At 65.4% G+C, this 21,571-nt stretch carries 23 protein-coding genes and 1 pseudogene; 11 read left to right on the top strand and 13 right to left on the bottom strand.

The features are described from left to right. Positions 1 to 86: 86 nt before the first annotated feature. Entirely contained in the window at positions 87 to 893 is an 807-nt protein-coding gene (locus FJ424_RS27375; protein ID WP_140658232.1) for an undecaprenyl-diphosphate phosphatase, read from the top strand. A gap of 250 nt (positions 894 to 1,143) precedes the next feature. On the opposite strand, the gene FJ424_RS27370 is transcribed toward FJ424_RS27375, so the two are convergent. Together FJ424_RS27370 and rsmI are read right to left on the bottom strand one after the other, a co-directional pair. Continuing rightward, positions 1,144 to 1,521 carry a YraN family protein gene (locus FJ424_RS27370; RefSeq protein ID WP_140658230.1) on the bottom strand — a complete coding sequence of 126 codons (378 nt, stop codon included), beginning with the start codon at positions 1,519 to 1,521 and terminating at the stop codon, positions 1,144 to 1,146. Between the two features lie 51 nt (positions 1,522 to 1,572). After that, entirely contained in the window at positions 1,573 to 2,463 is an 891-nt protein-coding gene (gene rsmI, locus FJ424_RS27365) for a 16S rRNA (cytidine(1402)-2'-O)-methyltransferase (RefSeq protein ID WP_181182146.1), read from the bottom strand. 214 nt (positions 2,464 to 2,677) lie between these two features. On the opposite strand from rsmI, the gene FJ424_RS27360 reads away from it, so the two are divergent. Continuing rightward, positions 2,678 to 2,866, top strand: a complete 189-nt coding sequence (locus FJ424_RS27360) for a hypothetical protein (protein WP_140658228.1) — start codon at positions 2,678 to 2,680, stop codon at positions 2,864 to 2,866. 202 nt (positions 2,867 to 3,068) lie between these two features. Here the strand turns inward: FJ424_RS27360 and FJ424_RS27355 are convergent, their stop codons facing one another. The 6 genes from FJ424_RS27355 to rph form a co-directional block, all read right to left on the bottom strand. Beyond that, on the bottom strand, positions 3,069 to 3,401 hold the full coding sequence (locus FJ424_RS27355) for a low molecular weight protein tyrosine phosphatase family protein (RefSeq protein ID WP_140658226.1): 333 nt from the start codon (positions 3,399 to 3,401) through the stop codon (positions 3,069 to 3,071). A gap of 31 nt (positions 3,402 to 3,432) precedes the next feature. Continuing rightward, positions 3,433 to 3,753, bottom strand: a complete 321-nt coding sequence (locus tag FJ424_RS27350) for a hypothetical protein (RefSeq protein ID WP_140658224.1) — start codon at positions 3,751 to 3,753, stop codon at positions 3,433 to 3,435. Between the two features lie 96 nt (positions 3,754 to 3,849). Then, positions 3,850 to 5,022 (bottom strand): radical SAM family heme chaperone HemW, encoded by a 1,173-nt coding sequence (gene hemW / locus FJ424_RS27345; RefSeq protein WP_140658222.1) that lies wholly within the window; start codon positions 5,020 to 5,022, stop codon positions 3,850 to 3,852. Then, complete coding sequence (gene rdgB, locus FJ424_RS27340; protein ID WP_140658220.1) at positions 5,019 to 5,681, bottom strand: RdgB/HAM1 family non-canonical purine NTP pyrophosphatase; 663 nt, start codon at positions 5,679 to 5,681, stop codon at positions 5,019 to 5,021. The genes hemW and rdgB overlap by 4 nt, the downstream gene beginning before the upstream one ends. After that, positions 5,681 to 6,091, bottom strand: a complete 411-nt coding sequence (locus tag FJ424_RS27335) for a VOC family protein (RefSeq protein ID WP_140658218.1) — start codon at positions 6,089 to 6,091, stop codon at positions 5,681 to 5,683. The genes rdgB and FJ424_RS27335 overlap by 1 nt, the downstream gene beginning before the upstream one ends. Before the next feature lie 193 nt (positions 6,092 to 6,284). Beyond that, entirely contained in the window at positions 6,285 to 7,001 is a 717-nt protein-coding gene (gene rph, locus FJ424_RS27325; RefSeq protein WP_140658214.1) for a ribonuclease PH, read from the bottom strand. 177 nt (positions 7,002 to 7,178) lie between these two features. Here rph and hrcA point away from each other — a divergent pair, with 177 nt between their 5' ends. The 5 genes from hrcA to cysK all read left to right on the top strand — a co-directional run bounded on the left by hrcA (position 7,179) and on the right by cysK (position 12,024). Beyond that, positions 7,179 to 8,261: a heat-inducible transcriptional repressor HrcA gene (hrcA, locus tag FJ424_RS27320; RefSeq protein ID WP_140658212.1), complete on the top strand. Its 1,083-nt coding sequence runs from the start codon at positions 7,179 to 7,181 to the stop codon at positions 8,259 to 8,261. 73 nt (positions 8,262 to 8,334) lie between these two features. Next, positions 8,335 to 8,532: a hypothetical protein gene (locus tag FJ424_RS27315; protein ID WP_140645937.1), complete on the top strand. Its 198-nt coding sequence runs from the start codon at positions 8,335 to 8,337 to the stop codon at positions 8,530 to 8,532. Positions 8,533 to 8,649: 117 nt separating this feature from the next. Further along, positions 8,650 to 9,990: a sorbosone dehydrogenase family protein gene (locus tag FJ424_RS27310; protein WP_140658208.1), complete on the top strand. Its 1,341-nt coding sequence runs from the start codon at positions 8,650 to 8,652 to the stop codon at positions 9,988 to 9,990. A 246-nt stretch (positions 9,991 to 10,236) separates the two neighbouring features. Beyond that, positions 10,237 to 10,854, top strand: coding sequence for a LysE family translocator (locus FJ424_RS27305; protein WP_140658207.1), 618 nt, complete (start codon positions 10,237 to 10,239; stop codon positions 10,852 to 10,854). 189 nt (positions 10,855 to 11,043) lie between these two features. After that, a complete protein-coding gene (gene cysK / locus FJ424_RS27300; RefSeq protein ID WP_140658206.1) occupies positions 11,044 to 12,024 on the top strand; it encodes a cysteine synthase A in 981 nt (326 codons plus the stop codon). Between the two features lie 217 nt (positions 12,025 to 12,241). On the opposite strand, the gene FJ424_RS27290 is transcribed toward cysK, so the two are convergent. Further along, positions 12,242 to 13,489, bottom strand: coding sequence for an RNA polymerase sigma factor (locus FJ424_RS27290; RefSeq protein WP_140658204.1), 1,248 nt, complete (start codon positions 13,487 to 13,489; stop codon positions 12,242 to 12,244). Between the two features lie 11 nt (positions 13,490 to 13,500). Then, positions 13,501 to 13,869 carry a YciI family protein gene (locus tag FJ424_RS27285; protein ID WP_140658202.1) on the bottom strand — a complete coding sequence of 123 codons (369 nt, stop codon included), beginning with the start codon at positions 13,867 to 13,869 and terminating at the stop codon, positions 13,501 to 13,503. 309 nt (positions 13,870 to 14,178) lie between these two features. On the opposite strand from FJ424_RS27285, the gene FJ424_RS27280 reads away from it, so the two are divergent. The 3 genes from FJ424_RS27280 (at position 14,179) to FJ424_RS27265 (ending at position 17,871) form a co-directional block, all read left to right on the top strand. Next, positions 14,179 to 15,138: a TAXI family TRAP transporter solute-binding subunit gene (locus tag FJ424_RS27280; protein WP_140658200.1), complete on the top strand. Its 960-nt coding sequence runs from the start codon at positions 14,179 to 14,181 to the stop codon at positions 15,136 to 15,138. Between the two features lie 232 nt (positions 15,139 to 15,370). Further along, positions 15,371 to 17,497, top strand: coding sequence for a TRAP transporter permease (locus FJ424_RS27270; protein WP_140658199.1), 2,127 nt, complete (start codon positions 15,371 to 15,373; stop codon positions 17,495 to 17,497). Further along, positions 17,494 to 17,871 carry a DUF1850 domain-containing protein gene (locus FJ424_RS27265; protein ID WP_140658197.1) on the top strand — a complete coding sequence of 126 codons (378 nt, stop codon included), beginning with the start codon at positions 17,494 to 17,496 and terminating at the stop codon, positions 17,869 to 17,871. Before FJ424_RS27270 ends, FJ424_RS27265 begins: the two co-directional genes overlap by 4 nt. A 44-nt stretch (positions 17,872 to 17,915) precedes the next feature. Here FJ424_RS27265 and FJ424_RS27260 read toward each other — a convergent pair. From FJ424_RS27260 to FJ424_RS27250, 3 genes and pseudogenes are all read right to left on the bottom strand, one after another. Continuing rightward, positions 17,916 to 19,508, bottom strand: a pseudogene (locus tag FJ424_RS27260) (DUF4166 domain-containing protein); the annotation flags it as partial. 24 nt (positions 19,509 to 19,532) lie between these two features. Then, a complete protein-coding gene (locus tag FJ424_RS27255) occupies positions 19,533 to 19,979 on the bottom strand; it encodes a thiol-disulfide oxidoreductase DCC family protein (protein WP_140658195.1) in 447 nt (148 codons plus the stop codon). Between the two features lie 212 nt (positions 19,980 to 20,191). Beyond that, a complete protein-coding gene (locus FJ424_RS27250; protein ID WP_108702809.1) occupies positions 20,192 to 20,338 on the bottom strand; it encodes a hypothetical protein in 147 nt (48 codons plus the stop codon). A gap of 365 nt (positions 20,339 to 20,703) precedes the next feature. Here FJ424_RS27250 and FJ424_RS27245 point away from each other — a divergent pair, with 365 nt between their 5' ends. Next, positions 20,704 to 21,567 (top strand): Ku protein, encoded by an 864-nt coding sequence (locus tag FJ424_RS27245; protein WP_140658193.1) that lies wholly within the window; start codon positions 20,704 to 20,706, stop codon positions 21,565 to 21,567. Positions 21,568 to 21,571 lie beyond the last annotated feature (4 nt).

Raw genomic sequence — 21,571 nt, 5'->3', positions numbered from 1 at the left:
CCTTCCCTTGGAGCATCATGTCGTCCGAAACCGCTTCACACTTTTAGGCGTCGTGCTCTAGCCGTCATCCAAGATCAGAGGTTGCCATGGAAAGCCAGACCATCGTCGAAGCGCTGCTGCTCGGGCTTTTGGAGGGCCTGACCGAGTTCATTCCGGTGTCGTCGACCGGCCACATCCTGCTTGCCGGCCATTTCCTCGGCTTCCACTCCACCGGCAAGGCCTTCGAGATCCTGATCCAGCTCGGCGCGATCCTGGCGATCCTCAGCGTCTATTTCAGCAAGCTCTGGCAGATGCTGATCAAGCTGCCCAGCGATCCGCAGACCCGGCATTTCGTCATCGGCATCCTGATCGCCTTCCTGCCGGCGGCGGTCATCGGCGCGCTGGCGCATGATTTCATCAAGACCATATTGTTCGAATCGCCGCAGCTGATCTGCATCATGCTGATCATCGGCGGCGTCGTGCTGCTCGTCATCGACCGCATCAACTTCAAGCCGGTCCATCACGACGTCGAGCTCTTTCCGACCAGCCTTTATCTGAAGATCGGCCTGTTCCAGTGCCTGTCGCTGATCCCCGGCACCTCGCGCTCCGGCTCGACCATCGTCGGCGCGCTGCTGATGGGCGTCGACAAGCGGGCGGCGGCCGAATTCTCCTTCTTCCTCGCCATGCCCACCATGGTCGGCGCCTTCGCCTTCGACCTTTTCAAGAACCGCAACGTGCTGACCTCGGCCGACCTGCCGATCATCGCCGTCGGCTTCATCGCCGCCTTCGTCACCGCGCTGATCGTGGTGCGCTTCCTGCTCGACTACGTCTCGCGCAACGGCTATTCGCTGTTCGGCTGGTGGCGGCTTGTGGTCGGTATCGTCGGGCTGGTGGCGCTGATGGTCTGGGGATGATTACACTAAGGCGGCGCACCAAACGCCTTCGTCATCCACGGGCGGAGCAAGGAGCGAAGCGACGCGCGCAGACCCGAGGACCGTGACGCGGACCGTAGAACGCGGCGGTCGCGAATAGCTTTCGTTAGACGCGACGCTCTTTGATCCAGATTCTGCACGGTGGCAGCGCGTCTAGGTCACGGCATGGATCCTAGGGTTTCCGCGACGTCGCTTCGCGACTGCTCCACCCTAGGATGACGAACGAAGGGGATCAACTCCGCCCATAGAACGCGTTCTGGACATGCACCGGCCAGCGCCAGGGCAGCACCGCCACCATGTCGAAACGCATCGAAAGTTTTCCGTAATCCGGTTGGCGCGACAGCCAAAGATCGGCAGCGCCCTCGATCCGCCGCTCCGATTCATGGCCGATCGCTTCCATCGCCTCGATCAGCGTGCGCCGCGCCTTGACCTCGACGAACAATACGAGGTCGCCGCGCCTGGCGATCAGGTCGATCTCGCCGAACCTGGTGCGGTGGCGGCGGGCAAGGATGCGGTAGCCTTTCAGCATCAGCGCCAGCGCCGCCAGCCATTCGCCGCGATGCCCGCGCCGATAGGCTTTTCGGCGATGACCGGCCGTGCGCTCAGGCATCTCTTTGTTTGACCATGATCTTTTCCAAAAACCGGGTTCCACTTTTTGGGATCATGGTCTGTCCCTCAGCTCCAGCAGCCGCCGGTAAAGCGCCTGCTTCTGCCCGCCGGTCATTTTCGCCGCTTCGGCCGCGGCCTTCGAGGCCGGCATTTCGGCGGCAAGCGAGAGCAGGAGCCGGTCGAGGTCGGCCGGCTGATCCACCGCCGCCTCCGGCGGGCCGACGCAGACGACGATCTCGCCCTTCGGCGTGTCTGCGGCGGCATAATGGTCGGCCAGTTCGGCCAGCGTGCCGGTGCGCATCTCCTCGAACGTCTTGGTCAGTTCGCGGCCGATGGCGGCTTTGCGTTCGCCGCCGAGCGCCTCCACCATGGCGCCAAGCGTCTCCGCCAGCCGTCGCGGCGATTCGAAGAAGATCAGCGTCGCCGGCACCGCCTTGAACGTTTCGAGCTTGCTCAGCCGCTGCCCGGTCTTCACCGGCAGGAACCCGGCGAACAGGAAGGCGTCGGACGGCAGGCCGGAAGCGGTCAGCGCGGCGAGCGCCGCCGAAGGCCCGGGGATCGGCACCACACGAATACCTTGTTCCAGCGCTTCGCCGACCAGCCGGTAGCCCGGATCGGAGACCAGCGGCGTGCCGGCGTCGGAGATCAGCGCCACGCTCTGCCCGGCCGCCAGCGCCTCGATCAGCTTTGGCCCCGCCTCGGCGGCATTGTGCTCGTGATAGGCGGTGGTGCGGCGACGGATGCCGTAGCGCTCCAGCAGCACGCGCGAGACGCGCGTGTCCTCGCAGGCGACGATATCGGCGGCGGCCAGCGTCTCCAGCGCGCGCAGCGTGATGTCGGCCAGGTTGCCGATCGGCGTCGCCACCAGATAGAGCGCCGGCTGAAGCGGCCGCGCCGCGATCTCGCTCTGTCCGATCAGATAGCTGCGTTTGTCGCCGGTCACCGAATGCCCCTCATTCCGAGCAATTCCAGGAAAAGTGCGTCGCGGTTTTCCGTCCGGAATTGCGAAAGAACCAAGTCTGTTTGGCATGGCTGACGTCCCGTTGCAAAACGTGAGGTCGAGTCAAGGAAATCGCCTTGCCTTTGCCACAGTGCGGAACGAAACCCACATCGGCGAATTTAACCCCTGATTCCCCGGGAGGAGGCAGGACCGAACGATGCCCAATCGCTTCGATATTTTTATCAGCCGACTTGAAAGCAAGACCGCCCGTGAGGGCATCCCTCCACACCCCATCGCCGCCGGGTCCGGCGCGCGCCGCGACAAGGCCGACCAGAAGCCTGTCCGTCACGGCGAGGCGCATGGCGAGAAGCACCGCGGCAAGCACCGCCAGAAGCACGACGCTTAAAGCAGTTCGCGACCTCGCGCCTCGTCATTCCAGGGCGAAGCAAGGAGCGAAGCGACGCGCGCAGACCCTGGAATCCATGCCGTTACTTCGACGTTCCGCCAGCGGTGCGGAATTCTGCTCCGCCGCGCCCTTCACGCAGGTCACGGCATGGATTCTCGGGTCAAGCCCGAGAATGACGAACGCGCCGGGAAGCGCCACATCCTCAGAGATGCCTGCAGAGATGCCTGCCGACCCTCACTTCCAGCAACCGCACCAGCTCCGGGTCCATGAAGTCGTAATCGTCCGGAATGTCGAGGCAGATCACCCTGGCGCCCTTCAGGCTCGACCGGAATTTCTTCTGCAGCTTGGCGCGGTGCGCCTTCTCCATCACGAAGATGATGTCGGCCCAGGCGACCATCTCATGCGTCAGCGGGTTGTCGGCGTCGTGATTGGTGCCGGCCGATTCGACCTCGATGTCGCGGCGTTTGGAAAACACCTGCTCGGCAGTCGGGCTGCGCAGCCGGTTCTGGCTGCAGACGAAAAGCACGTTCTTCAAAGCGAGCAGATATCCTATGGAGGGACCAGCGCTACTCGTCCATAATCTCGCGTATTGATTTCGTAAGCGGTATGTACTGATCCCGAGTAAGCCCGTTCAAGTCGAATTCTATCGTATCGTCTTTTGCGATTGCCCTCAAATTTATCCCAACATAAGTCATGAAACTGCGCACGACGTCAAACTCGCTCAAGCCCGACGTTTTGTGTTTCTGCGATTTCCGGTTTCTGATGAACACGGTCACTGCTTCATAGAGGTCGGGATGCTCATGGGATTTCGAAATCTCGGTCAATCCAAACTCAAAAACATCATCCGTGTTTAAAGTTCGCAGCGTCTCATGGATCAGGAACTTCATTGCAGGTCCCATTGGATGCATGGAAAATGGCATTCGGCTAGGCAAGCCAAATATCTAACATCATCGCGCAGACTGACAAATCCGTTGGCCGCTGCTCTACCGCGCCAGATCCGCCACCACCGCATCCAGCACGATCATGCCGGCGGTCGTGGCACGCAGGCGAGCGTTGCCGACAGGCGCCACCAGGCCTTCTTCCTGCAATACCGAGAGCCGCGCGCTTGAAAGGCCGCGACCCGAGAGCGCCTCGTAGCGCTGCAGGTCGATGCCTTCGGCAAGCCTCAGGCCCATCAGCAGGAACTCGTCCGCCTCTTCGGAACGCGTCAGGATCTCGCCGCCGGTAACGCCGTGGCCTTTGGCCTCGACCAGATTGGCCCAGGTCTCAGGCATTCTTTCCGCTATCGTCACCGTGCGGCGGCCGTTCTCGACGAAGCGGCCATGCGCGCCCGGACCGACGCCGACATATTCGCCGTAGCGCCAATAGGTCAGATTGTGCCGGCTCTCGGCGCCCGGTCGGGCGTGGTTGGAAATCTCATAGGCCGGCAGGCCATGCGCCGCCGTCAACTCCTGCGTCAGCGCGTAGAGGTCGGCGGCATGGTCATTGTCGGGCAGCGTGAATTTGCGTGCCGCGTAAAGCGCGTGGAAGGGCGTGCCCTCCTCGATGGTCAGCTGATAAAGCGAAAGATGGTCGACGGCATAGCCGATCGCCTGCTCCAGCTCCGCTCCCCACGCCTCCGGCGTCTGGCCGGGTCGCGCATAGATCAGGTCGAAGGAGAGGCGCGGAAATATTTCGCGCGCGAGGCCAATGGCGTGCAGCGCCTCCTCGACATTGTGCAGCCGGCCGAGGAAGCGCAGATCCTTGTCGTTGAGCGCCTGCACGCCGAGCGAGACGCGGTTGACGCCGGCGGCGCGGTAGCCGCGGAAGCGCTCGGCCTCGACCGAGGATGGGTTGGCTTCCAGCGTCACCTCGATGCCGGCCGGCACCGTCCAGTTCCTCGCCACGGCCTCCAGGACGGCAGCCACCGTTTCCGGCTTCATCAGCGACGGCGTGCCGCCGCCGAGAAAAATGCTGGTCACCTCGCGCGGGCCGGTGCGGTCGCGCATGGTCGCAAGCTCCGTCTCGAAGGCGCGGGCAAAGCGCTCCTGGTCGACCGGCTGGTGGCGGACATGGCTGTTGAAGTCGCAATAAGGGCACTTGGCCGCGCAGAACGGCCAGTGGATGTAGACGCCGAAGCCGGGGCTCCGGTCGAGCGGTATGGTGACCGCGCTCATGCCGATCCTGGTCGCGCCAGATCAAGGCGTGCTTGCGCGAATTTCTGGAAGGCGCGGGCGCGGTGCGAAAGCGCCGTGGCCTGGCCGGGCTTCCAGCCATGCTTTTCTTGCGCGCTCATCTCGCCGAAAGTCTTGTCGAAACCGTTGGGCAGGAACACCGGATCGTAGCCGAAGCCGAGCGTGCCGCGCGGCGGCCAGACAAGCGTGCCTTCCGCCTCGCCGCGATAATATTCGGCTTCGCCGTCCGGAAATGCCAGGCAGATGACGGCGACGAAGCGGCCGGTGCGCTGGACGGGCTCGGTCGCGCGGGCTTGCTGCAGCGCCGTTTCCGTCTTTTGCATGGCCATGCCGAAATCCCTGCTGCCATCGGGCTTCTCGGCCCAGTTGGCGGTGTAGACCCCCGGCGCGCCGTCGAGCGCGTCGACGCAGAGGCCTGAATCGTCCGACAGCGCCGGCAGGCCGGTGGCCTTGGCGGCTGCGTATGCCTTGATATAGGCGTTCTCCTCGAAGGTGGTGCCGGTCTCGTCAGGTTCGGGCAGGCCGTATTCCTTGGCCGATTTCGCCTCGAAGCCGAACGGCGCCATCAGGTCGGCGAATTCGCGCAGCTTGCCTTCATTGTGGCTGGCGACGACGATCTTCTGTCCATTGAGGGAATGCATCAAAGACCCCAGATCCTTGGCTCGGCGAACTCGATCGAATTGCCCGACGGGTCGCGGATATAGATCGAATGCCCGCCCTGCGGCCACTCGAAATCGCTTTCGATGGCGATGTTCTTGGCCGTGAGATGCTTGCGCCATGCGGCGATCTCATCGGCGGTCGCGGCGAAGCAGAGGTGCCCTTCGCCGGCCGTGCCGTGCGGCGGCACCTTCAGCCTGGCATCGGGCGCCGGCGGGATCTTCGTCGCCTCCGCGTTGAAGAGAAGCAATACGCCGTTGCCGCAGCGGAAAAAGACGTGGCGCCCTTCGATCTTGCCCAAGGCTTCGAGGCCGATGATGTCGCGGTAGAAGGCTTCGGCGGCATTGAGATCCGTCACATAGAGCGCCGATTCCAAAATTGCCGAGGGAGTCACGAGGCACCCCCCTCTGGCCTGCCGGCCATCTCCCCCGCAAGGGGGGAGATCAGCAGCTTCGGCGCCGCCGCAAACCTTTCAGCGTTGGAGATTGGCGAAGGCCGAGACAACACCTGATCTCCCCCCCTGCGGGGGAGATGGCCGGCAGGCCAGAGGGGGGTGTGAAGGATCGCCGACCTCATCGCATTCAACGTCAGGCCACCGCCATCTGCTGCAAGCTCACCAACCGCGAGATACCCTTCTTCGCCAGCCCCATCAGCGCCGCGAACTGCTCCTCGGAAAACGGCTCGCCTTCCGCCGTGCCCTGGATCTCGACGATGCCGCCTTTGCCCGTCATGACGAAATTGGCGTCGGTGCCGGCCGAGGAATCCTCGAGGTAATCGAGATCGATGACCGGCTGGCCGTCATGGATGCCGCAGGAAATCGCCGCGACATGGTCCTTCAGCACCTTGGAGACGCTCACCATCTGGCGCGCTTCCATCCAGCGCAGGCAATCGTAGAGCGCCACCCAGCCGCCGGTGATCGAGGCGGTGCGGGTGCCGCCATCGGCCTGGATGACGTCGCAGTCGACGGTGATCTGCTGTTCGCCCAGCGCCTGCAGGTCGACCACGGCGCGCAAGCTCCGGCCGATCAGCCGCTGGATCTCGAGCGTGCGGCCGCCCTGCTTGCCGGCCGAGGCCTCGCGCCGCATGCGCTCGCCGGTCGAGCGCGGCAGCATGCCGTATTCCGCCGTCACCCAGCCCTTGCCGGAATTGCGCATCCAGGACGGCACTTTTTCCTCCAGGCTCGCCGTGCACAAGACATGCGTGTCGCCGAACTTCACCAGGCACGAGCCTTCGGCATGCTTGGAGACGCCGCGTTCGAAGGAGATGGCGCGCATTTCGTCGGCTTGGCGTTTGGAGGGGCGCATTCGGCCTTCTTTCTTGTCGTTTTGCGGAATCGTGGCCGGCTTGTAGACGCATGCGGGGCAAGTCGCAAAGAAAAAGGACGCCGCGCGGGAAAACGGGCCGGGCGACCGCAAACGCGGCACCGGGTTGCGCCGCTGTGGCTTAAGTCTATATCTTTCGGAAGGAGGTTTCTCGCCGGAATGAACAAACCAGTCGATCCGACGTCGCAGTCGCCGGTACTTCAATCACTGGACATGCGCTCGCGCGATATCTTCCGGCGGATTGTCGATTCCTACCTGCGCGACGGCGAGCCGGTCGGCTCGCGCAGCCTGTCGCGCATCCTGCCCTCCTCGCTGTCGCCCGCCACCATCCGCAACGTGATGAGCGATCTCGAGCATCTGGGCCTGATCTACGCGCCGCATATTTCCGCCGGGCGGCTGCCGACCCAGACCGGCCTGCGCTTTTTCGTCGACGCCTTCATGGAGCTCGGCGACCTTTCCGACGACGAGCGCCGCGTCATCGAGGCGCAGGTGCGCGCCTCCGGCTCTGGCGCGACGCTGGAGCATATGCTGACCGAGGCCAGCCAGATGCTGTCCGGCATGTCGCGCGGCGCCGGCCTCGTGCTCGCCTCCAAGAACGAGGTGGCGCTGAAGCACATCGAATTCATCCAGCTCGAGCCCACCAAGGCGCTTGCCGTGCTGGTGTCGCAGAACGGCGATGTCGAGAACCGCGTCGTCGACCTGCCGGCCGGCATCACCGTCTCGCAGCTGCACGAGGCCTCGAACTTCCTCAACGCCCATATCAGGGGGCGCACGCTTGCCGAGGCGCGCATCGAGATCGCCCGTATCAAGGACGAGACCAGGACGGCGCTCGACACGCTGTCGCAGGATCTGGTCGAGAAGGGGCTGGCGGTCTGGGCCGGCGCCGAGAGCGGCCTGCCGGCGCGCCTCATCGTGCGCGGCCGCGCCAACCTCCTGGAAAACGTCACCGCCCAGGCCGATCTCGAGCTCCTGCGTCATCTGTTCGAGGATCTGGAGACACAGGACGGGCTGCTGCAGCTGCTCGACCTCGCCGAGGAAGGACCTGGCGTGCGCATCTTCATCGGCTCGGAGAACAAGCTGTTTTCGCTGTCCGGCTCGTCGCTGGTCGTTGCGCCCTATCGCGACAAGGACGCCCGCGTTATCGGCGCGCTTGGCGTCATCGGCCCGACCCGCCTGAACTACGCCCGCATCGTGCCGATGGTCGATTACACCGCGCAGCTGATTTCACGAATGCTGCGCTAGGTGTATCGGTATACAGGTGATGTCGGCCTGACCTGAATCTCGACACACACCTGAGGGCGCAAAGGAGAAAAACATGGCGCTGGAATCGCTCAAGGCCCAGATCAGCCTGCTGCTTGAGGAGATGGTGAACCAGCCCGGGGACGAGCACGAGATCCAGGAGCAGCTGCGCGAGAAATTGCGGGAGTTGCGCGCAATGGGTATGCCCTTGCCGGCTGACCTCGTCGAGTTGGAAAAGCGCCTCGACGACGATCTGGATGCCGAAGAGGCCTGAGCCCGAGGCCCGTCAAATCCGCGTGCGCAAGCTTCTCTTTTCGATCGTTTGCCCAATATGTCCTTGCTCTGGGCGCCTGATCGATTGAGGCGGGCTGGCAGATGACGGAGGACAGCCATGATGCGGATCGCCGGCCTTGCGGGCCTCGCGCTGGTCTTTGCCACCGGCGCCTTTGCACAGCAGGCCGATCAAGCCCTGCTCAGCGGTGAAAAGGCCTTCGGCGATTGGAAGGCCGACCGCCCGGGCGTGCGCCGGCTGCTGAAACCTGAGGATTTGCCGAAACCCGATGTGACGGAGTCCGCCTCGAACGGCGGCGGCGTCACCGATCGCCCCGAAGGTGCCAAGCCAAAACTTCCGCCCGGCTTCTCCGCCGAGCTGGTCGCTTCCGGTATCGACAGTCCGCGCGTCGTGCGCGTGGCGCCGAACGGCGACCTCTTCGTCGCCGACAGCCGGGCGAACCAGGTCCGCGTCTATCGCCTTGCGGAAGGCGGCGCGAAGCCCGCGCAAAAATCGGTCTTCGCCAAGGGCCTGACCCGGCCTTACGGCATCGCCTTCTATCCGCCGGGCGACAAGCCGCAATGGGTCTATGTCGCCAACAGCAACAGCGTCGTCCGCTTTGCCTATCGCGACGGCGACCTCGAGGCGTCCGGCAAGCCGGAGACCATCGTCGCAAAGATCCCCGCCAGCCATCACTGGACGCGCGACATCGCCTTCTCGCCCGACGGCAAGACGCTCTATCTGTCGGTTGGTTCGGGCTCCAACATCGCCGAGGACATGGGCGCCAAGCCGAAGGGCGGTGTCGAGGCGTGGGCGAGATCGCAGCCGCTGGGTGAGGCCTGGGGTCCTGAACAGGGCCGCGCCGACGTGCTGGCCTTCGATCCCGACGGCAACAACCGCAGGACCGTCGCCACCGGCCTGCGCAACTGCTCCGGCATGACCGTGCAACCGGCGACGGGCGCGCTCTGGTGCGTCGTCAACGAGAGCGACGAGCTTGGCGATAACATCCCCTTCGAATACGCGACCGCCGTGAAGGACGGTGCCTTCTACGGCTGGCCCTGGTATTACATCGGTGACAATGAGGACCCGCGCCACGAGGGCGCGCGCCCCGACCTCGCCGGCAAGGTCACGGTTCCGGATGTGCTGATGCAGGCGCATTCGGCGCCGCTCAACATCGCCTTCTACGACGGCGGCAATTTCCCGGCTGACTACAAGGGCGATGCCTTCGTCGCGCTGCACGGTTCGTGGAACCGCAATGTCCGCACCGGCTACAAGGTGGTGCGGCTGAGATTCAAGGACGGCAAGCCGACCGGCGAATACGAGGATTTCGCCACCGGCTTCGTCATTTCCGACGACGCGGTCTGGGGGCGGCCGGTCGGTGTCGCCGTGGCCAGGGACGGCGCGCTGATCCTCACCGAGGACGGCAACGGGACGATCTGGCGCATTACGCATGGCGGGTAGGTCCCCCAACCCCGTCATTCCAGGGTCTGCGCGCGTCGCTCCGCTCCTTGCTCCGCCCTGGAATGACGACAGGACTGATCGTTTCGGCCAATCTCCAAGGTATGCGGCGTCCCACAAAGGAACCAGCTCGCGGTCGAACTGGCGCAACGAATCCCATTGTGAGGGAATTACCGTCGAACTGGCATCCATGATAAAAGCCCGGCTCTCGACAGCGGTCCCCGCAGGACTATACGCCAGGCCAGAACCATGACACTCACCGGATTCCTCGCTTACAGCGCCGCCCTCGGCGTCGCCGCCGCCATTCCCGGCCCGGGCGTCACGGCGCTTGTCGCCCGCGCGCTCGGCTCCGGCTTCCGTTCGTCGCTCGCCATGTCGTTCGGCCTGATGCTCGGCGACCTCACCTATCTCACCGCCGTGGTGCTCGGGCTTGCTTTCGTCGCCCAGACCTTCGGCATGGTTTTCCTCGCCATCAAATGGGCCGGCGTCGCCTATCTCGCCTTCCTCGCCTGGCGCTTCTGGACCAGCGGCATCACGCCCGAGACCATCGAGGCGCGGAAGGCCAAGGGCGGTCTCGTGTCGAGCTTCATCGCCGGGCTGACCGTGACGCTCGGCAATCCCAAGACGATGATCTTCTATCTCGCCATCACGCCGACCATCGTTGACCTGAAGACGATCACGCTCGCCGACTACGCCATCCTTGCGATGCTCACCGTGGCGGTGCTGTTTGTGGTGCTGGTGCCCTACCTTGCGTTGGCCGCCAAGGCGCGCTGGTTCCTGAAATCGCCGCGCGCGCTGAAGGTTCTGAACCGCACCGCCGCCGGTTTCATGATGGGCGCGGCCGCGGCTATCGCGGCGAGGCAGTAGGCTCCAATCTCAACCCGTCCCGGATTCAGCCAAACCATTCCTGAAACCCGCCGCGGCGGAAAATGCTTTTCCGGTCGTGGGTGCTTTTGAGCAACCGCCCCACTCGGATATTTTCGGTCGCCGGCCTATCTTGCGCGTCTGAAAGCCCTATTCTGTTTTTGCCTATGCCATTGCCTTGGGAGCGAACCAATGAACAAGCCCGTCACCTCCGCGCGCGTGCCCGGCCGCGGCCGCGTCTTCAATTCGATCACGGAGACGATTGGCGACACGCCGCTGGTCAGGCTGGACAAGTTCGCCAGGGAGAGGGGCATCGTCGCCAATCTCATGGCCAAGCTCGAATTCTTCAACCCGATCGCTTCGGTCAAGGACCGCATCGGCGTCGCCATGATCGAGGCGCTGGAGGAGGCTGGCAAGATCGCGCCCGGCAAGACCACGCTGATCGAGCCGACCTCCGGCAACACCGGCATCGCGCTCGCCTTCGCCGCCGCCGCCAAGGGCTACAAGCTGATCCTGACCATGCCGGAGACCATGTCGGTCGAGCGCCGCAAGATGCTGGCGCTGCTCGGCGCGGAACTGGTGCTGACCGAAGGCCCGAAAGGCATGAAGGGCGCCATCGCCAAGGCCGACGAGCTCGCCGCCACGCTGCCCAACGCCATCATCCCGCAGCAATTCGAGAATCCGGCCAATCCCGAAATCCACCGCCGCACCACGGCCGAGGAAATCTGGAACGACACCAATGGCGAAGTCGACATTTTCGTTTCCGCCATCGGCACCGGCGGCACCATCACCGGTGTCGGCCAGGTGTTGAAGAAGCGCAAGCCTTCGCTGCAGGTCGTGGCTGTCGAGCCGGAAGCCTCGCCGGTGCTGTCGGGCGGCCAGCCCGGTCCGCACAAGATCCAGGGCATCGGCGCCGGCTTCGCTCCGAAAATCCTCGACACCTCGATCTATGACGAGGTCGTCAGGGTTTCGAACGAGGATTCGGTCGCCAATGCCCGTCTCGTCGCCCGCCTCGAGGGCGTGCCGGTCGGCATCTCGTCGGGCGCAGCACTCCAGGCGGCCATCGTCGTCGGCTCGCGCCCAGAGAACAAGGGTAAGAACCTCGTCGTCGTCATCCCCTCCTTCGCCGAGCGCTATCTCTCGACCATCCTGTTCGACGGGCTGGGGGCTTAGGGCGCGCAAAAGCCCCAGCGCCGAGATCCTTCGCGCCCCCCTCTGCCCTGCCGGGCATCTCCCCCACATGGGGGGAGATTAGCAGCTTCGGCGCCTGGTTCGATTTTACAACGTCGGAGATTGGCGAAAGCCGGCGTGGCGGCCAATCTCCCCCCTCGTGGGGGAGATGTCCGGCAGGACAGAGGGGGGCGCTGTCCCTCCGGCCTCAACAGATTGCCTAACCCCCGATAAGCTTCGCCTTCTCGCCCTGCAGGAAACGCCGCAGCGCCGGGTCGCGCTCGAGGCCGATCGCCCGGTCGTAGGACTGGGCCGCCTGCTTGATATTGCCGAGCCTGGCCAACAGCCCGGCGCGGGCGGCCCAATAGGGCTGGTAGTCCTGCAGCCGCTTGTCCTCGCCAAGCACGTAAAGCGCCGCCAATCCAGCCGTCGCGCCCTCGGTTTCGGCGATCGCCACCGCGCGGTTGATCGCCACCACCGGCGAGCCGGCCACGGCCTGCAGCGCTTCGTAAAGTTGGCGGATCGCCGTCCAGTCCGTGCCGCCGCCGCGCCGCCGCGCCGTATGGGCGGACTGCACGGCGGCCTCGAGCTGGTAGCGGCCGATGATGCTCCTTTGCGCGGCGCGCACCAGCAAGGCTTCCGCCTCGTCGATCAGGCCGTCGTCCCAGAGCGCGATATCCTGCTCGGCCAAAGGCACGAAATCGCCTTGCGGGCCGCGCCTCGCCGAGCGGCGCGCCTCGGCGAACAGCATCAGCGCCAGCAACCCGAGCGCTTCCGGCTCGTCCGGCATCAGCGAGGCGACCAGCCGACCGAGCCAGATGCCTTCGGTGGCGAGGTTGCGCCGCCGGCTATCGGTGCCGGTCGGGTCCGACCAGCCTTCGGCGAAAGTGGCGTAGATCGCCTCCAGCACGGCGCCCAGCCGCTCGCCCAGCTCCGCCTGCTCCGGCACGCGGAACGGAATCCCGGTTTCGCGGATGCGCGCCTTGGCCCGCACCAGCCGCTGTCCCATCGTCGCCGGCGAAACCAGGAAGGCCGAGGCGATCGTCGCGGCGTCGAAACCGAGGATCGCCTGCAGGATCAGCGGCGCGCGCACGCTTGATTCGATCGCCGGATGGGCGCAGGCAAACATCAGCCGCAGCCGGTCGTCGGGCAGCTCCTCGCCGCGCATGCGCGCCTCCATTTCCTCGGCCATCAGCTGCAGATGATCGCGGGCCGCCTCGCCGGTCAGCCGCCGCCGCACCGCGTCCACGTCGCGCCGGCGTGCCACCGCGAGCAGCCAGGCTTCCGGCTCCGCCGGGACGCCGGTTCGCGGCCAGCGTTCGAGCGCGGCCGCGAAGGCGTCGGCCAGCGCGTCCTCGGCGCCGGCGACGTCGCGCGTGCGGGCCGCGAGCCAGGCGACCAGCTTGCCGTAGCTGCGCCGGGCGGCCGCCTCGGCCGCCGCCCGCGCGATCTCCGAGCGATCATCCATCACAGGGTTCGCTATGCGGCGGCTATGTACTCGGCCATTTCCCAGATCGGCCGCACCTCGACCGTGCCGCTGCTGGACGCGGGGCAACGCGCGCCCCACTCGATGGCCGTGTCGATGTCGGCCGCCTCGATCATGTAGAAACCCGCCAACTGCTCCTTGGTGTCGGCATAGGGGCCGTCGAGCACGTTGGTCTTGCCGTTCGCCAGCCGCACCGCGGTGGCCGCCTGGGTCGGGCGCAGCCGCTCGCCGGCGATATAAGCGCCGGATTTCTTCAGCGCCTCGGTATAGGCGCCGTAGGCGGCGAGGGTCTGCTGGGTCTGCTCTTTTGGCGCATTCGCCATCGCGGCTTCGTCATTGTAGATCAAAAGCATGTATCGCATGGTCTTCTCCCGTTTTGTTGAAGGCCGCATCGTCGCGTGCCGACCTATGTCGTGCGGCCGCGGCCGATTTCGACAGGCGCCTCGAAAATCTTTTCGTCCCCAAAGCAAGCGAGCGCAAGCCGGCGCTTTTCGCCGCCACTCAACCGTTCGTCCAGACCATGATCCCGAAAAGTGGATTCCGGTTTTTGGAAAAGATCATGGTCAAGCAGAAAGGTCTGCAATTGCGGGTTGGCATTTGGCTCCTCCCGTTTAAACTCACGAGCTTCGCGCCGGGGAGGCGACGCGGCCGTTTCAGGAGGAGGAAACCATATGCTCGATTTCAGGACGAAATTTGTTGCCGCCGGCGCGCTGGCGCTGTCGCTTGGTCTCGGGGTCGCGACGGCCGGGGCGCAGGAATTCATCAATGTGCTCACCGGCGGAACGTCGGGCGTCTACTATCCGCTCGGGGTCGCGCTGTCGGAGATTTACGGCAAGGGCATAGAGGGCGCGCGCACCCAGGTTCAGGCGACAAAGGCATCGGTCGAGAATCTCAACCTGCTGCAGCAGGGCAAGGGCGAGATCGCCTTTGCGCTCGGCGATTCCGTCAAGATGGCCGCCGAGGGCAACACGGAGGCCGGCTTCCCGGGCAAGCTCGACAAGCTGCGCGGCATTGCCGCGATCTATCCCAATTACATCCAGATCGTCGCCAGCCAGGAATCCGGCATCAAGACGCTCGCCGACCTCAAGGGCAAAAGCCTGTCGGTCGGCGCGCCTGCCTCCGGCACCGAACTCAACGCGCGCGCCATCTTCGCCGCCGCCGGTCTCAAATACGAGGATCTCGGGCGGGTCGAATATCTGCCCTTCGCCGAGTCGGTCGAGCTGATCAAGAACCGCCAGCTCGACGCCACCTTGCAGTCGGCCGGCCTCGGCGTCGCCTCCATCCGCGATCTCGCGACCTCGCTTCCCATCAACGTCGTCGCCGTGCCGGCCGAGGACGTCGCCAAGATCGGGGCGCCCTATCTTTCCGTGGTTATCCCGAAAGGCACCTATGAGGGCCAGACGGAAGATGTCGCGACCGCCGCGGTCGGCAATTTCCTCATTACCCGCGCCGACGTCTCCGACGAGACCGCCTACCAGATGACCAAGCTGCTGTTCGAGCATCTCGACCAGCTGGCTGCCGCGCATGCCGCCGCCAAGGCGATCGATCCGGCCAAGGCGCTGGACGGTATGCCTGTGGCGCTGCATCCCGGCGCGGAGAAATATTACAGGGAAAAAGGATTGCTGAAGTAGGAGGAGTGGCGCGACTAGCTGAGATGTCTTCGCCAGGCACCCCCCTCTGGCCTACCGGCCATCTCCCCCGCAAGGGGGGAGATTGGCTGTCATCGCGGCTTTCGCCAATCGCCAACGTCGCAGGTGGAGCGCTGGCGCCGAAGCTGCCGATCTCCCCCCTTGCGGGGGAGATGCCCGGCAGGGCAGAGGGGGGTGCCTCGCGCTGCCATTTGTTCATCCTGGACTGCACCCAATGAGCGAAGCGAAGTCCGCAACAACAAGCGACGGCAACCCGCTCACTTTCCATCTTGCCGTCGCCGAGGAACAGGTCGAAGGCCTGCCGCCTGGCTTCGGCGAAGGCCTCGCCGGCAAGGCGGCTTTCGCCATCGCCGTCGCCTTTTCCGTCTTCCAGATCTACATCGCCGCCTATGGCAGCCTGCCCAGCCAGGTGGTGCGGGCCATGCATGTCGGCTTCCTGCTGCTGCTGGGTTTCGGCCTCATCGCCAACCTGCGCGCCAGCAGCGCCGCGGCGAAGGCGGGCTTCTGGGTGCTCGGCCTGCTCGGCTTCGGCACCGGCCTCTACAACTGGGTCTTCTACGCCGACCTCATCCGCCGCTCCGGCTTCCTCACCACGCCGGACCTGATCGTCGGCACGCTGCTGGTGGTGCTGGTCTTCGAAGCCGCCAGACGGCTGATGGGCCTGCCGCTCGCGGCCATCGCCTTCATCTTCCTCGCCTATTGCTTCGTCGGCAACCACCTGCCGCCACCCTTCATCCATCGCGGCTATGATTTCGCGCAGCTGGTCGACACCTTCGCCTATGGCACCGAAGGCATATACGGCACGCCGGTCTATGTCTCGGCCGCCTACATCTTCATCTTCGTCGTCTTTGCCGCCTTCCTCGAACGGGCCGGCATGATCGCGCTGTTCAACGACTTCGCGCTCGGCCTCGTCGGCTCGTGGCGTGGCGGCCCGGCCCAGGTCTGCGTGCTGTCCTCCGCGCTGATGGGCACCATCTCCGGTTCGGGCGTCGCCAATGTCGTCGCCAGCGGCCAGTTCACCATCCCGCTGATGAAGCGCTTCGGTTTCCGCTCCGCCTTTGCCGGCGCGGTCGAGGCGACCTCCTCGATGGGCGGCCAGATCATGCCGCCGGTGATGGGCGCCGTCGCCTTCATCATGGCCGAGACGCTGAACATCCCTTATGCCGAGGTGGTCAAGGCGGCGATCATCCCGGCGCTGCTCTATTTCGGCGCCTGCTTCTGGCAGGTGCATCTGGAGGCCGGCAAGGCCGGCCTGCACGGCATGGCCAAGGCGGAATTGCCCAATCCGTGGGAAGCGGTCAGGAAGCACTGGCCGCTGGTGCTGCCGCTCGCCGTGCTGGTCTATCTGCTGTTTGCCGGCTACACGCCGATCTTCGCCGGCACGATGGGCCTGGCGCTGACCATCGTGCTCATCCTCGGCACGCCGCTGGCTGCCTTGATCGGGCCGCTCGCCTTCCGCTTCGTCTTCTGGCTGGCGCTCGGGCTGGCCGCGGCGTCTTTCATGCGCTTCGGCGTCAATGTGCTGAGCCTCGTCATCGCGGCGCTCGTCATCGCCTGCTTCGCCTTCAGAGGCGGGCGCGAGACGCTGCGCATTTGCGTCGACTCGCTTGCCGAAGGAGCGAAGAACGCCCTGCCCGTCGGCATCGCCTGCGCCATCGTCGGCATCGTCATCGGCACGCTGACGCTCACCGGCATCGCTTCCACCTTCATCGGCTGGATCATCTCCATCGGCGAGAACAATCTGTTCCTGTCGCTGGTGTTGACCATGCTCACCTGCCTGGTTCTCGGCATGGGCATTCCGACCATCCCCAATTACATCATCACCTCCTCGCTCGCCGGCCCGGCGCTGCTGTCGCTCGGCGTGCCGCTGGTGGTCAGCCACATGTTCGTCTTCTATTTCGGCATCATGGCGGATCTCACCCCGCCGGTGGCGCTCGCCGCCTTTGCCGCAGCACCCATGGCCAAGGAAAGCGGCCTCAAGATCGGCATCCAGGCGTCCAAGCTCGCCATCGCCGGCTTCGTCGTGCCGTTCATGGCCGTCTACACGCCGGCGCTGATGCTGCAGGACGCGGGCCCGATCGCGGCTTCGTTCGGCTATCCCGTCGAGGTCGCCTACATCGTCGTCAAAGCCTGCATGGGCATCGTGCTCTGGGGCGCCGCCGCCGTCGGCTTCCTCGCCCGCCGCATGGCTTGGTGGGAGCGTCTCGTCGCGTTCTGCGCCGGCCTGCTCCTGGTGGCCGCATTGCCGCTCACCGACGAGATCGGCTGGGTGCTGGCGCTGGCCTGGATCGGCTGGCACTGCTGGCGCGCCCGCCGGCTGTCCGCCGCCGGCACCGCATGAGCCTGTGTGTCCTCGCCGCCGGCAAGACGGTGACGCTCGCCGTCGCCGCCTTCACGCTGTCCTGGACGCATTCGGTGGAACGGACGCGCTGGCAGGAGGATTGGACGGTGTCGCCGGCCGGGCTGCAGGTGGTGCAGGCGCAGGTCAAGGGCTCCGGCGCCGGCATGGAGCCGCCGGAGGGCTCGGTGCTGCGGAGCGGCTGGTGGGTCTATGCGCCGCGGATCGGACCCCAGCCGCGCCTGGTGCTCGCGGCGTCCGGCGCCACCGGGGAAGGCTGGACGCTGTGCACGGCCGCCGGCTGCCGGGAACTGGACGAGACGGCCGGCGAACCCACCGTGCTCGAACCGTGCGCCGGCTCGAGCCAGCCACGGTAGCGCACGATCAGCCCGACGACCGGGTGCGATATCCCGACATGGAAGCAGAAGCGGCCGTCCTCGACGGTTTCGTACGCGTTCGACCGTGGGCAAAGCCACATCGGCAATGGCAGGCCGAGAAAGCTCCAGCGGCGCAGCACGAGCGACAGGCGGTCCTCGCCGGCCACCAGCGCCATGGCGAAGGTGAGGGGGCCGAAGCGCTCGCAAAGCAGCCGCTCCGAGCGGCTACGTCCGGCAAATTGCCGGCTCGAAAAACCGTGAGTTCCGAAAGTCCGCGTCCAGGTCTCGCCTTGCCAGTCGATAACGAAACGCACCTTGACGGGGACATCGGCTGCAGCAGGTGGGAAGCCGGCCATGCGCGCGGCAAGCCGGCTAAGAATACCGCCGCCGCGCTCCACGCTCGCACTTCCTTCCGCCATAGTCGCTCCGTCATGCATGGCGCGGATTTCAGCTGGAAGGCTTTTCCACGCATCGCCGAGCAGGTCGGGATAGAGAGCCTTTCCCTTGTCGGTGTCGCCCCTGAAGCCGGTGTGGATCGACTTGCCGGCAAACAGCGCTTCATAGTCCGCGAGCTCGACGTCGCGCACCGCCGCCCGGGCGCCTGGTGCTGGCATGCGGCCGTCGAGCGCCTTGCGGACGATCGCCTCGACCGCCATGGACGGGATCAGCGGGCCGTCATCGCCCTCGGCCAACAGGTGCCAGGATCGTTTGCTTGGTCTGCCCTCTGCATCCACGCAGTCGACCTCGACGAACATGCCGCCGCGATGCTCGCCCCATGACAGCCGGTTGGTCGCCCAGTGCATCAGCGGCGCCAGCGGCGACAGCGATCGCGCCAGGCCGGCGCGGACCATCCAGGCCAGGCCGATCAGCGCGCGGTGCAGCACCTCGGGCACCGGCCCGGCGCCCATCCAGATCGTGCTCGCTTCCGGCCACAGCGCTTGCAGCGCGCGCAGGTCCGGCACGTCGACCAGCGAGAACAAGGTGTTCCTCACCGGCACGCGCCCGGGCGGCGCGATCGTGTACCGCATCTGCTCCGTGAGCGGGTAACCCTCGGCCGGCCTGCCGCCGCGCTGCAGCCGCACCGCCCGGCCGGCATAGCTCGCGATGGCGCGGATGACGTTCTCGCCGACGCCGGCGAAAGGCGATGGCGCGATGCCGCCACGGATGGTGTCGACGCGCGCCATGCCGGCCGAAAGATGCCGCACCACGGCGGCAGTCAGCACCGGGAAGCTCGACACCCCGGACAGCACGACGACGCCGGCCGCCCTGGCTGCCGCGTCGAAAGCGGATACCCCGGCGACGAAGTCCGAACCGTCGGCAAGGTCGAGATAGTGGATGCGCGCGGCGATACAGGCCTCGACCAGCCGGTAGCGCCCCTCGCCATAGGCCTGAAACGGACCGCTGGCATCGACGACGATGTCGGGCAGCATGCCGGCGAGTTGCGCGCCAAGGTCGCCGTCGCGGTCGAACGTCGCCGGCACCAGCCGAGCCTTGGTGTTGCCTCGATCCCTGCAATAGGCAGCTGCCTTGGCGAGCGACCGGCCGGCGATGATGAGCTCGAGGCGCGGCTCGTTCTCCAGCAATTGGACGATGCGTCCGCCGAAGGTGCCATAGCCGCCGACGATGAGAAGCTTCATGCCATGCCCCCAAGCCAATCGCCGTCAGCCGATCAACCGCTCCCGCAACTCGGCCGACGGAATGTCGCAACTGTCCTTGCGGCCGAACAGCGCGTAGCGGTTCTTGGCGACGCGGTCGTAGAGCCAGTCGCGCAGCGGCCGCGGCAGGATGAGCAGCGCCTTCGCAATGCGCCATGGCCAGCCGAGCGCGGCCATGACGGCGATGAAGCTGTCGAGGCGCGTGAAGGCCGCGCCGTCGATGATGGCGAGGTTGCTGTCGTAATCGTCGGTCGGCAGGCCGTGCTCACGAAACAGTGCCTCGCCGAGCGGCGACTGCGCCGTGGCGAAGCGGAAGCGTTTTTTCCGGTCGAGCTTGAGGATGAGCTGGACGAAGCCCGAGCAGAACACGCAGACGCCGTCGAAGACGATCAGCGGCTGGCTGGCGTCATAGGCCTGGCGCGGCAAGGTGGGACGTTCGGGCAGGTCGGTCATGGCGGCCCCGGCTGCTTGTGGCCCCCTTACGCTATGCCAAGGGGACGCTGAGCTGGGGAGACACTAAGCCAGCCGGCGGCGGCGTCAAAGCCGCGGCGTTGTCGCACGCCATGTGGCGGCGAGCGCAAGGCGTTCGGCGCGATAGGTGGTAGTCCGCTGGTCGGCGGCCGGCCGGCAGATGCGGCTGTGGTGGGCGCGTTCGCGGGTCATGATCAGTTCGCGCTGACGCCTAGCGAATTGCCGCGGCGCGCGCAGGCAGGGCCCGGGCCGCGCATGTAATAGCGCTCCGGCCGATAGGTCGGCGCGACGAATTCGCGAATGGCGGCGGCGTAGCCGGCGATGTGGTTCCAGAAGTTCATTTTACGTGGTCCCTGTCCCGCTTTCGGATGTCCGTCCGAATTGTTCGAGAGCATAGCGTCGAGGCGTGAATAGTCGGTGAACGTGATGTTAATTTCTGGTCCGAAACACGTTGCATCGTGGCTGGATTGCGGCTGATTCGCGGTCTTTCGGTGCTTTTCGTCGCCTTTCCAGGCCGTGTGACTTTTGCATCACATATGTTTCGTTCCGATGTCGCTTGCGCGCGCTTCTGTTTCACGCTCGGGTGGCGCCGGGAAATATCATTGCTTGCCGCAAGCGGCACCGGCCAGGTCCCTCTCGGAACCCGAGCAAGCCTCCGCCCGTTGCGGTAAAGTTGCATCGCAGGAGTTCGCCGCAGGAGTTCGCCATGGCGCCACGCCCGGCCTGGAAGGGCTATCTCAAACTGTCGCTGGTCACCTGCGCCATCGAGCTGACCAACGTCGTCACCCATGCCGAGAAAGTCTCGTTCCGCATCCTCAACCGCAAGACCGGCAACACCGTCAAACGCATCTATGTCGATGCCGGGACCGGCAAGCCGCTTGAAGAGGGCGACGAGATCAAGGGCTATGAGGTGAGCGACGGCGATTTCGTCCATATCGAGGAGGACGAGATCGAGGCGGTGCAGATCGAATCCTCGCACACGATGAGCCTCGACGGCTTCGTCGAGAAATCCTCGATCGAGCAGATCTACCTCGACACGCCCTATTATGTCTCACCGGCCGACAAGGTCTCGGAAGAAGCCTTTGCCGTCATCCGGGACGCCATGGCGGCCCGGAAGATGGCTGGCCTGGCGCGCATCGTGCTTTATCAGCGAGAGCGCCCGGTGGTGATCGAGCCGCTCGGCAAGGGCATGGTGCTGACCACCTTGCGCTATGACGACACGGTGCGCCGGCCGGCGACGGTGTTCGAGGACATCGCGGCGGCGAAGACCGACAAGGAGATGATCGACCTCGCCCAGCACATCATTGACGGCAAGAAGACGAAGTTCGATCCGTCGAAATTCGACGACCGCTACGAGGACGCGCTGCTCGAGCTGATCCGCGCCAAGAAGGCGGGCAAGAAGGCGCCCAAGGCCAAGGCGCCGCCGAAGCCGTCCAATGTGGTCAACCTGTTCGATGCGTTGAAGAAGAGCCTCAACGCGGAAGGCGGCGGCAAAGCGGGCAAGTCTTCAAAGACTTCGGCGCGGCGGCCGAAAGCCAAAGCGTCCGCGCCAAAACGCAAATCCGCATAGGAGG

Origin of the sequence: Mesorhizobium sp. B3-1-8 (genome assembly GCF_006439495.1) — a bacterium.
Classification (GTDB): domain Bacteria; phylum Pseudomonadota; class Alphaproteobacteria; order Rhizobiales; family Rhizobiaceae; genus Mesorhizobium.
The sequence above is the reverse complement of the archived record's forward strand: the minus strand, read 5'-3'. Positions and strand labels throughout refer to the sequence as shown.